This is a genomic window from Hydrocarboniphaga sp. (genome assembly GCF_028291725.1).
Taxonomy (GTDB): Bacteria; Pseudomonadota; Gammaproteobacteria; order Nevskiales; family Nevskiaceae; genus Hydrocarboniphaga.
Window position 1 is genome coordinate 40,693 of sequence record NZ_JAQGNT010000096.1, and the last position, 7,729, is coordinate 48,421.

The 7,729-nt window shown below is 67.5% G+C and carries 5 protein-coding genes; 2 read left to right on the forward strand and 3 right to left on the reverse strand.

Annotated elements, in window-relative coordinates; all coding sequences use genetic code 11:
• Position 1: 1 nt before the first annotated feature.
• The 3 genes from JWQ90_RS25200 to JWQ90_RS25210 all read right to left on the reverse strand — a co-directional run bounded on the left by JWQ90_RS25200 (position 2) and on the right by JWQ90_RS25210 (position 5,532).
• A complete protein-coding gene (locus JWQ90_RS25200; protein ID WP_299697827.1) occupies positions 2-2,530 on the reverse strand; it encodes an exo 1,3/1,4-beta-D-glucan glucohydrolase in 2,529 nt (842 codons plus the stop codon).
• 3 nt (positions 2,531-2,533) lie between these two features.
• Positions 2,534-3,952 carry a D-xylose transporter XylE gene (gene xylE / locus JWQ90_RS25205; protein ID WP_299697828.1) on the reverse strand — a complete coding sequence of 473 codons (1,419 nt, stop codon included), beginning with the start codon at positions 3,950-3,952 and terminating at the stop codon, positions 2,534-2,536.
• A gap of 173 nt (positions 3,953-4,125) precedes the next feature.
• Positions 4,126-5,532 carry an MFS transporter gene (locus JWQ90_RS25210; RefSeq protein ID WP_299697829.1) on the reverse strand — a complete coding sequence of 469 codons (1,407 nt, stop codon included), beginning with the start codon at positions 5,530-5,532 and terminating at the stop codon, positions 4,126-4,128.
• A 103-nt stretch (positions 5,533-5,635) separates the two neighbouring features.
• On the opposite strand from JWQ90_RS25210, the gene JWQ90_RS25215 reads away from it, so the two are divergent.
• Both JWQ90_RS25215 and JWQ90_RS25220 read left to right on the forward strand, forming a co-directional pair.
• Complete coding sequence (locus JWQ90_RS25215) at positions 5,636-6,682, forward strand: LacI family DNA-binding transcriptional regulator (RefSeq protein WP_299697830.1); 1,047 nt, start codon at positions 5,636-5,638, stop codon at positions 6,680-6,682.
• Between the two features lie 347 nt (positions 6,683-7,029).
• Complete coding sequence (locus JWQ90_RS25220) at positions 7,030-7,554, forward strand: nuclear transport factor 2 family protein (RefSeq protein WP_299697831.1); 525 nt, start codon at positions 7,030-7,032, stop codon at positions 7,552-7,554.
• Positions 7,555-7,729: the final 175 nt, after the last annotated feature.

The window sequence follows — 7,729 nt, forward strand, 5'->3', positions numbered from 1 at the left end:
TTCACGATCCCGGGCAACTGCCGTCGCCCGGGTTGGAGTCGAGCTTCAGTTCGGTGAAGCTCAGGCCGAAGCGGCCGTCGGTTTGAATCTCGAACGGACGCTCCACCTGCGACAGGTCCGCGCCCGCCGCCGCAAAACAGCTCAGCTTGATGTGGGCGGTGCGCCAGGCGCCGCCGGCGGCATCACCGAACAGGCTGCCGGCATCCAGTGATGCGCCGCAGCCTTCGCCGCAGGACAGCCGCAGCCGCACCGGTGCGCTCGGCGCCCTATCGACCCGGTAGCGCAGGCTCAGCACCATGTCGCCATTCGCCTGCCGCCGCAGATCCACGGCCTTGCCCTGCACGTAGATCGAAGCGTCGCCGCCGCCCGACCAGCTGATCGAACGTGCGTCCTCCTGCGCGGCGCCGTCGACGGCGCGCACCTGCAGCACGCGGCCGGGGCTGGCGAGCGTTGCCGCATCCAGCGCGGCGGCGCCTTGGGAATCGCGGGCGTACAGCGCCCATGGTGCCAGCGTGCGGCCCTTGCGGAAGTAGATGCCCAGGTTGGCCGCCGTCGGCGCGGCGACGCCGGGGTCTTCGGACAGCCGGCGTAGCGAGCCATGGTCGCGATAGCTCAGGCCATAGCCGTAGGCGAACAGCGGCGCGTAGCCGGCGTCGCCGCGGTTGAGCAGGGTCTGGGCCGCGCTGCGCGGCCAGGAGAACGGCAGCTTGCCGCTGAAATCGGGCGCGGCCCGGCCGGCCGGCGCGCGGAAGATCAGGTCTGCGATCGCGGCGCCTTCGGAGCCCGGCAGCCAGGCGGCGACGAAAGCCCGCGAGGCGTTGATCTCGGGGTTGACCCACAGCGGACGGCCCGACAGGAAGATCGACACCACCGGAATCCCCTGGCGCTTCAGCCGTCGCAGCAGCGCCAGGTCGCGTTTGTCGCCGGCCTGGTATTCCAGGGTTTCGAGATCGCCCTGAAACTCGGCGTAAGGCTCCTCACCGAACACCACGATGGCGGCGTCGGGCTTGTGCGTGTAGTGGCCGTCGGCGCTCAACTCCGCAGAGCCCCCGGCGTGTTCGACGAGCTCGCGTATGCCCTGCCAGATCGAGGTGGCGCCCGGAAAATCCTGGCGCCCGTTGCCGGTCCCCTGCCAGGAAATGGTCCAGCCACCGGTCTGCCGGCCGATGTCGTCGGCCGCCGTGCCGGCAACCAGCACGCGCGCCTTGCGCTGCAGCGGCAGCAGGCCGCCGTTGTTTTTCAGCAGCACCAGCGAACGCCGCGCGGCCTCACGCGCCAGCGCGCGATGCGCTGGGCTGCCGAGTTCGGCGTAGTCGCCAGCCAGCGGACGCTGTGATGGCCGCGGCTTCTCGAACAGCCCCGCCAGCAGTTTGACGCGCAGGATGCGGCGCACCGCGTCGTCGATGCGCGCTGCCGGGATCTGCCCGCTGCGCGCCTGCGCCAGCGTGTGGGTGTAGAGCCCTTTCCAGCAGTCGGCGGCCATCACCATGTCGACGCCGGCATTGAACACCGCGGCGCAGCTGTCCTTGGTGCAGCCCGGGATCTGGCTGTGCGCGTTCCAGTCGCTGACGACCAGGCCCTGGAATCCCATGCGCTGTTTCAGCACCTGCGTGATCAGCGGCTCGCTGCCGCTGAGTTTCTGCCCCTGCCAGCTGCTGAAGGAGGCCATCACCGTCAGCACGCCGGCTTCGAGTGCCGGCGGATAGCCGGCGTTGTGCAGGCGGATCAGTTCGGCCTCGCTGGCCAAATTGTTGCCCTGATCGTGGCCGCCATCGGTGCCGCCGTCGCCGAGAAAATGTTTGGCGGAGGCCAGCGTGCGTCCCGGACCCATGAAGCCGGCCGTACCGTAGTCGCCCTGCAGGCCGCTGACCACGGCCGCCGCGTAACTGCGCACCACTTCGGGCTCCTCGGAATAACTCTCGTAGCTGCGGCCCCAGCGGTCGTCACGAACCACGGCCAGTGTCGGTGCAAAGCTCCAGTCCAGGCCGGTCACGGCGACCTCTTTCGCCGTGGCCTCGGCGATGCGGTGCAGCAGTTCCGGGTCGCGCGTGGCGCCGAGGCCGACGTTATGCGGGAACAAGGTCGCGCCGATGATGTTGTTGTGCCCGTGCACCGCGTCGACGCCGAACAGCAGCGGGATCGGTGTGCGTCCCGGCGCCACGTCCATGGCCGCGGTGTAGTAGGCGTCGGCCATCGCCAGCCAGGCCGCGGGCGGCGCACGGTCGTCGCCGCCCGGGCCGGAGTTGCCGCCGGCCAGCACCGAACCCAGCGGATAGTCGTGCAGATCCTGCGGCGTGATCGTGGAAATGTCGCCCTGGATCATCTGGCCGACTTTCTGTTCCAGCGGCATCGACGCCAGCAAGGCATCGACGCGTGCCTCGACCGCTGGCGTGGCGAGTTGCGCGGCCGGCGAGTCCGGCCACAAGGCCGGATGCACCGCGACATCGGCCGGCGACGCGGCAACGGAGCCGAGGCCGCCTGCGATCAGCAGCCCCGAAATAAAAAACCAGCGTTTGCGAACGAGGGCCATGCTTCAGGCCTTACGCCACAGATGCTGCATCTGTTCCAGGCTGCGGCCCTTGGTCTCCGGCACGTAGCGCCACACGAACAGCGCCGCGAGCAGGCTCATCGCACCGTAGATCCAGTAGGCGAAGCCGTGGTTGAACGCGGCGTTGAGCAGTGAGTTGCCGTCGAGGACCTTGAACGACCACGACACCGCCAGATTCGCGATCCACTGCGCCGCCACCGCGATCGCCATCGCTCTGGCCTTGATCGCGTTGGGGAAGATTTCCGACAACAGGATCCACACCACGGGCCCCCATGACAGCGAGAAGCCGGCGATGTAGACGATCATCGCCACCAGCGCCGCCAGGCCCATGTGGCCGGACGCGAACAGCGTGCCCAGCGTCAGCATCGACGCCGCCATGATCAGCGCGCCCCACAGCATCAGTGGCCGCCGCCCCCAGGAATCCACCTTGAAGGTCGCCACCAGCGTGAACACCATGTTGGCGAGGCCGACGATCACCGTCTGCAGCAGCGCCGAGTCGGTACTCGAGCCCATGTTCTGGAACATCAGCGGCGCGTAGTACAGCACCGCGTTGATGCCGACCAGCTGCTGGAACACCGACAGCAGGATGCCGACGACGACGACCAGCGCGCCGTAGGCGAACAGCCGCTCCTGGCTGACCACCAGGCTGGCGCGGATCTCGGCCAGCGTCGCGCCCGGATCGGCTTCGCTGCCGAGCCGGTGCAGCAGCGCCAGCGCCTCGGTGTCGCGGCGTTGCATGACCAGCCAGCGCGGCGTGTCCGGCGCGCCGAGCAGCAGCGCCAGGAACAGCATCGACGGCAGCGCCTCGGACGCGAACATCCAGCGCCAGCCGACGCGGTGCAGCCATTCGGAGTTGCCGAGCCCGGCGATCGCCCAGTTGATGAAGTACACGCCGACGATGCCGACGACGATCGCCATCTGGTACAGCGACACCAGCTTGCCGCGGCTGTGCTTGGGCGCAATCTCGGCGATGTACAGCGGCGACACCAGCGAGGCGACGCCGACCCCGATGCCGCCGATGATGCGGTACAGATTGAATGGCAGCAGCGCGCCGGCGCCCATGCCGCCGATCGTGCCCAGGCCCAGTTCCGGCACCGCCGAGCCGATCGAGCAGATCAGGAACATCAGCGCGGCGAACACCAGTGTGCGCTTGCGGCCGTAGCGATCGGCCAGCCAGCCGGCACCGGCACCGCCGATCACGCAGCCGAACAGCGCGCTGGAGATGGTGAAGCCCGAGAGGCTGGAGCGGGCGGTTTCGGACAGCTGCAGCGGGTCGATGAAGTTCAGGTCGATCGAGCCGATCGCGCCTGAAATCACCGCAGTGTCGTAGCCGAACAACAGGCCGCCGAGGGCTGCGATCAAGGTAAGTCCGGTCGCCTGGGAGCGGGGGCTGCGAGCCGTCATGTGGTTCTCTCCTGGCGGGCGTTAGACGCCCGCTTATCGTTTTGGGGCCAGCAAGTTACCGCCAGACTTGCAGCCAGCCCTTAAGCGCCACCTTAATCGAAAAGACAGCGCTGTCAAGACATTTTCTGCAGCGCCGTATGGCCGGGCAAGCGCGGCGGGCGGGGCGGTCGCTGCTAATCGGTTCCGCGATCCCCGGTCAGCGCGTCGATCTCGCTGACGATCTGGCGATGACGGGCGCCGTCGAGCGTATAGCCCCACAGTGCCAGCATCGACAGCGCCGCGCCGATCGCCGGCAGCAGGCCCATGGCCGCGCGGATGGCCTGCAGCGCGGGTGGCTGCTGGACCTGGTTGGCGACGAAGCCGCTGGCGTCGAGCATCGTGCCGGTGGCCAGCGCGGACAGGCCCATTGCAAACTTCTCGATGAACGCGGCCAGGCCGAACACCTTGGCCTCGTCGCGCCGGCCGAAGCGCCATTGGTGGTATTCGACGGTGTCCGGCAGCATCGCCCAGAAGCACACGCCATACGCGGTGTTGCCCATCGCGATCAGGGCCAGCAGTGCCACGGCCGGAAGCAGCGGCAGTTGCTGCGGCAGATACAGCGCGAGCGCGCTGGCGAAGGTCAGGAGGCTGCCGATCTGCCAGCCACCGCGCTTGCTGCTGCGGCGTATCAGCCACACCCACAGCGGCACGCTGAGCATGCTGGCGACGCCCAGCAATGGGATCGCGTAGCGGATCGGGTGCTCGGCGCGCAGCACGTACTTGAAGAAATAAATCAGGTTGCGCGTGTGCATGGTCAAGGTCAGCGTGACCAGGAACTTGCCGGCGAGCAGGCACAGCAGCGGCGCGTTGCGGCGCGCGTTCGCCAGGAATGCGCGCGCCTCGGCGATGAAGCCGCTGCTCGAAGCCTGCGGTGGCCGGGCGTACCCCGGTTCGCGCACCGAGGCGAAGCACAGCGCGAACGCAACGCTGGCGAGTGCGCCGGTCACCGCGGCCGCAAGGCTATAGCCGCGACGCGGGTCGCCGGCGCCGAGTACCTCGGCCAGTGCCGGTATCAGATAGGCGACCGCAAAACCGCCGAGAAACGCGAACTGCATGCGCAGGCCGGTCAGGCCGACGCGCTCGTCGCTGTCGCGGGTGATCGAGGCGGACAGCGCGGAGTAGGGGATCGCCACCGCGGTGTACAGCGTGCGCACCAGCAAGTGCGTTACCAGCGTCCAGGCCACCAGCCCGGATGTCGATAGCGCCGGGCCCGAAAACGCCAGCGCGAACACCATCGCCAGCGGCATCGAGCCGAACAGCAGAAACGGGCGGTAGCGGCCCCAGCGCGTGCGTGTGCGATCGGCGAGCACACCCATCACCGGATCGGTGACGCAATCCCACAGCGTCGCGACGAAGTACGACAGACCGGCCGCGGATGCCGGAATGCCGAGCACGTCGGTGTAGAAAAAAATCAGGAACAGCCCCAGGCCCTGCCAGTACAGGTTGAGCCCGAAATCGCCGACCGCGAAACCATAGCGCTCGCGCGCGCTGAGCCTGGTACTGGCGGTGGCGCGCGGTGCACCGCTCCGGTCGTCTTGCATGCGTCTCCCGCCCATCGCCGTAGTTGCCAGTGTCTCTGGTCTGCCAGCATCATCGGCGATGCGGGGACGGCATGCGAGCCTGCAACGGGAGAGCGGTGAATCGATGAAATCCGGCGGCAAGGCAACCATCACCGACGTGGCCGTGCTCGCCGGGGTATCGATCAAATCGGTGTCCCGCGTGATCAACAAAGAGCCCAATGTCCGCGAGAAAATGCGCGAGCGGGTGATGCGCGCGGTCGCGGAACTGGACTACAGGCCGAACTTTTCGGCGCGCAGCCTGGCGGGCATGCGCTCGTTCCTGATCGGCTACCTGTTTGGTGATCCCAGTGGTGATTATGCGCATCGCGTCGAGATCGGCATCCTCAATCGTTGTCGCGAGGCCGGCTATCACCTGATGGTCGAGCAGATCGACATCAGCGCGCCCGACGTCGCTGCACGCACCGCCGCGCTGGTCACGCAACTGCGCCTCGACGGTGTGGTGCTGACGCCGCCGATCACCGACTTTCCCGACGTGCTGCGCGTGCTGCGCGAAGCCGGCGTGCCCTACGTCAGAATCGCGCCCGACCAGGACTTCGGCGACTCGCCGGTGGTGGCGATGGACGACGCTGCGGCCGCCGAGCAACTCACCGAGCACCTGATCGGCCTGGGCCATCGCGAGATCGGTTTCATCAAGGGCGACCCCGGTCATTCGGCCGCGCGCCTGCGCTACGAAGGTTACTGCCGCGCGATGGCGGCGCATCAGCTCAAGCTGCAGCCGCATCTGGTCGAACAGGGCCTGTTCTCGTATGCCTCCGGTCTGGAGTGCGCGCGGCGGCTGCTGCTGCAGCCGAAGCGTCCGACTGCCATTTTCGCCAGCAACGACGACATGGCCGCTGCGGTCATCGCGGTGGCGCACGAAAACGGCATCCGGCTGCCGTCGGAGCTGTCGGTGGTCGGCTTCGACGACGCGCCGATCGCCGGCGTGGTCTGGCCGCCGCTGACCACGGTGCGCCAGCCGATCGCGCAAATGGCCGAGGCCGCGGCCGACATCCTGCTGGCCTTGACCGGGCACAAGGACACCGGCTCGCCGCCGGCCGCTGCGTCGCGGCGGGATCTCGAATACGAAATCAAGCTGCGCCAGTCCACCGCGCCACCGCCGGCAGACTCCTAAGGCGAATGGCACTAACGTAACGAGAATTCCCCCAGGAAGCCGATGAAGCTAGGTCGGCAATCCTTTGCCGACGTGCTCAAGCGATCAGGGCGCACACGTCGGCAAGGGATTGCCGACCGACGTCGCTCGCGGGGCAGGGGCGGTTCATGGAGGGAATAAGAGGGTCGCGAGGTTCGTGTGGATTCCAATGCTGCCCGGGCCGTGTCGTCTTGCCTCGACGTGACACGAGGCTTGCCTGTGCTCGTCGCGATGGGTTTTCGCATGGACGACGATGTCGGGGCGGGCACAGACTCCGATGCTGAACCCGCTTTGATCACCCGGGTGAGCATCGGTCTGAGGAGGCTCGAATGTCGCAGCCGGACATCATGTCCATCATCCAGCTGGTCAATCTTTACGGCGTCGCAGTGGATGCGCAGCGATGGGATTTATTCGATCGCATCTTCACCGACGATGTCGATGCCGACTACAGCGAGTCCGCGCATTGGCGTGATCGTGCGAGGTTCAAGTCGGATTTTGCGGCCTTCCACGCGCCCTTCGACAGCACTCAGCACTGCATGATGAACCACCTGGTGCAGGTCGACGGCGACTCGGCGCAGGCTTTCACCTATGGCAGCTGGCGCCTCGTGCGTCATGCGGCCGGAGGCTCGCCTCTGTGGGACGGCAGCGGCTGGTACGACGACGAGGTCATGCGTACACAAGCAGGCTGGCGAATCCGCAAACGCATTTGCCGCGTCGTCTGGTGGACCGGCAATCCGACGGTCAACGAGACCATCCCGGGCGTGAAGTTCGAGCTGAACGCCTGCGTTCTGCGGCGCGAAGGCGAGGCCGGCAGAGTCGGTTTTCTCAAGGCTGTCGGCGGCCCGAACGCATAAAGGTCGGCGCCCAAAGCCGGGGCCTATTGCCGCTCTTGCTAAACTCGTCGGCTGAATGCCGACATCTCCGGAAGCCAAAGCTGCGAGCGGGTCACGCGACACCCGGCCGCGTGATGGCGCGGCCGAGGCAGTGAACGCCAACGGCATCTTCTCGCCGCTGCGGCAGGCCACGTTC